This is a genomic window from Candidatus Zixiibacteriota bacterium (assembly GCA_018820315.1).
Taxonomy (GTDB): domain Bacteria; phylum Zixibacteria; class MSB-5A5; order JAABVY01; family JAHJOQ01; genus JAHJOQ01.
Map to the genome: position 1 here is coordinate 1 of JAHJOQ010000170.1, position 3,086 is coordinate 3,086.

Here is a 3,086-nt window from a genome sequence, read left to right on the forward strand (position 1 = left end):
TGTTATTATGAGTTAATCATAATAATTATTAATATAATAAGGGTTTTATAAAAGCATAAAAAATATAAAGGAGGTGAAGTCTGTAGGACTTTGGTCTTTTTTCAAATAACGATTAGTTTCTGGTATGGTTAATAATCAATAATAAGGAGGGGGTTTAATGAGTGCAACTATACTTTTTGCATTAGGATGCGGGGTATTAGGCGTTATATACGCCATAATGACCGCGATATGGGTAACAAAGCAGGACGCAGGGAATGCGAAGATGCAGGAGATCTCAAATGCTGTTAAAGAGGGCGCAATGGCGTTCCTTGCACGCGAATACAAAACGGTCGCAATGGTTGCGGTGCCTTTGACAGTTCTTCTGGCCTTCCTAGGAACCTGGACGGCTATAGGATTCGTCGTAGGTACGGTCGGTTCGGCAGTCGCCGGATACATCGGCATGATGGTATCGGTGCGGGCCAACGTGCGCACGGCCCAGGCAGCCTATAAGGGCATCCAGGCCGCACTCGGCCTTGCTTTCAAGGGCGGCTCGGTGACCGGTGTTATGGTTGTTGGCCTCGGAATTATAGGCCTTGCGGGTTTTTATTATATAGTAAAACAGGCGGCTCCTGATCAGGCTTTCCATGCACTGATCGGCCTGGGTTTCGGATGCTCACTCATGAGCGTGTTCGCCCGTATCGCAGGCGGTATTTACACAAAGGCTGCTGACGTAGGAGCTGATCTTGTTGGAAAGGTCGAAGCAGGTATTCCAGAAGACGATCCGAGAAACCCTGCTGTTATTGCAGACAACGTTGGAGACAATGTAGGGGACTGCGCAGGCATGGCAGCTGACCTTTATGAGACATACACGGTTACGCTCGTTGCTGCAATGCTTCTTGCAAAGACTGTTTTTGGCGCTGAGAGCGCATGGGTTGAGTTTCCACTCATGCTCGGCGGAATCTCGATCATTGCTTCCATTATTGGAACATTTGCAGTAAGACTCGGCAAAAGCGGATATATCATGGGCGCCCTGTACAAGGGACTCGCTGTAGCCGGCGTGCTTGCAGCAGTAACATTTTATATCGTGACCGGTGAATTCCTGAAAGGTGTAGATCCGGCTTCAATGGTATCTCACCCTTCATTTACCCAGATGAACGTTTTCCTTATGGCGCTTATCGGCCTTGCATTGACCGGAGTGATCGTGATTATAACTGAGTATTTCACTGCTGCGCAGTATCCCCCGGTGAAACACATTGCACAAGCCAGTTTGACTGGTCATGGAACAAATGTTATAGCAGGCCTTGCGGTCAGCATGAAGTCAACCGCAGCACCTGTTCTGGTTATCGTTGCTTCGATCCTTGGTGCATATCATTTAGGCGGTGGATTTAACGGCGATGCATCAGGCGGTCTTTTTGCTATTGCCTTATCAGCGGTTTCGATGCTTTCGATGACTGGCATCGTGGTGGCCATTGACACTTACGGGCCGATCACGGACAATGCAGGCGGCATAGCAGAAATGGCAGGAATGCCTGAAGAGATCCGTAACATCACAGACCCATTGGATGCAGTTGGCAACACCACAAAGGCTGTTACAAAGGGTTATGCAATCGGTTCAGCAGCTCTTGCTGCACTGGTTCTCTTTGCCGAGTATTCCCGCTCTTTCGTGGATCCGATCACGAAATTGGCGATGGACATCAAATTCGATCTCTCGAACCCGATGGTTCTGGCAGGTCTCTTTATCGGCGGTCTGCTCCCTTATTATTACGGCTCACTCCTTATGGAGGCCGTTGCTAAGGCTGCCGGCGGCATCGTTGTTGAAGTGCGCAGGCAGTTCCGTGAGATCCCCGGCATCATGGAAGGCACGGGAAAGCCGGAGTACGGCAAGTGTGTTGACATCGTGACCAAGGGTGCTATTCAGCAGATGATGGTTCCTGCGCTTATCCCGGTTGTTGTTCCGGTCATCGTGGGCTTCACCCTGGGCCGTGAGGCCCTCGGCGGCGTGCTTATCGGCAGCATTGTTACCGGCCTGTTCCAGGCCATCGCCATGACAAGCGGCGGCGGCGCATGGGACAACGCCAAAAAATCCTTTGAAGATGGCGTTACTGATTCCACAGGGAAAGTTCATAAGAAGGGCAGCGATGGACACAAGGCCTCTGTCACGGGCGATACAGTCGGCGATCCGTACAAGGATACAGCCGGTCCTGCAATCAACCCGATGATCAAGGTCATCAACATTGTCGCGCTTCTGCTGGTTCCATTGCTTTAGAAGCGGTATTGTTGTACTTTAAAGGCCGTCCTCTTTTAGAAAGGGGGCGGCCTTTTTTATCGTGAATCGTGAATCGTAGATCGAACGACGAATGACGAACAACGAACGACGAACGACGAATCACGAACCTATTTAAAGATATCATCCATGAAATCAAGAACAAAGCCGTCAACCGCCTTCCTGTCGGGAAGTGACGCGGCCATGCCGTACATTGCTGCTGTTCCTTCCGATGAAGCCTTCGGATTTGCAATTACCTCTTGGACAGATTCTCTCAAATCGGATATGAACGGTTCCGCAACTTTTTCATGGGCGGCAGTAACCATCATATGAAGGGAAGACGGGAACTGCTGGCGGTCAAGGTGCCAGCCCCGCCTCTCCATCGCGTCTCCGAGAGCGAATATGTCGAGTGTGTCCGAAGCAAAAGCAAAAACTGACATATCCGGTTTTCCGAGAACATAAAGCCCTTTTATGCCGGCGATTCCTTCCATTATGACTTTTGCGCTTTTCATGGCCGATTCCGCAAGTCGCATATAGCCCTCTTCTCCGATCGAATTCAAAGCGGCCCAGGCTGCCGCAATCGATCCCCCGGCCCTTGTGCCTGTCATGGAAGGGGATGCATATATTCCACCGGGCCAGTTTGAATAGACAAAGAACTGGTGGCGGCGCAATTCTTTGCTCCGGTAAAGCACGACAGATGCCCCTTTTGCGGCATACCCGTATTTATGTATATCGGCTGATATCGAAGTAACTCCGGGGACGGAGAAATCGAAGGGGGTTACGGGGTGCCCGAGTTTTTTCAGCCATGGAAGCATAAATCCGCCGAGGCATGAATCGACGTGAA

Annotated in this window: 2 protein-coding genes; one reads left to right on the forward strand and one right to left on the reverse strand. The window is 50.5% G+C overall.

Annotated features, from left to right (window positions below; genetic code table 11):
• Nucleotides 1-157 precede the first annotated feature (157 nt).
• Nucleotides 158-2,245 carry a sodium-translocating pyrophosphatase gene (locus KKH67_16120; GenBank protein ID MBU1320702.1) on the forward strand — a complete coding sequence of 696 codons (2,088 nt, stop codon included), beginning with the start codon at nucleotides 158-160 and terminating at the stop codon, nucleotides 2,243-2,245.
• Between the two features lie 128 nt (nucleotides 2,246-2,373).
• Here the strand turns inward: KKH67_16120 and KKH67_16125 are convergent.
• A partial coding sequence (locus tag KKH67_16125) for an aspartate aminotransferase family protein (protein MBU1320703.1) occupies nucleotides 2,374-3,086 on the reverse strand: 713 nt, incomplete at its 5' end.

What these genes read in the sequence shown, in the direction of transcription:
- KKH67_16120 (MBU1320702.1), top strand. Translation starts at nt 158, where the DNA reads ATGAGTGCAACTATACTTTTTGCATTAGGATGCGGGGTATTAGGCGTT.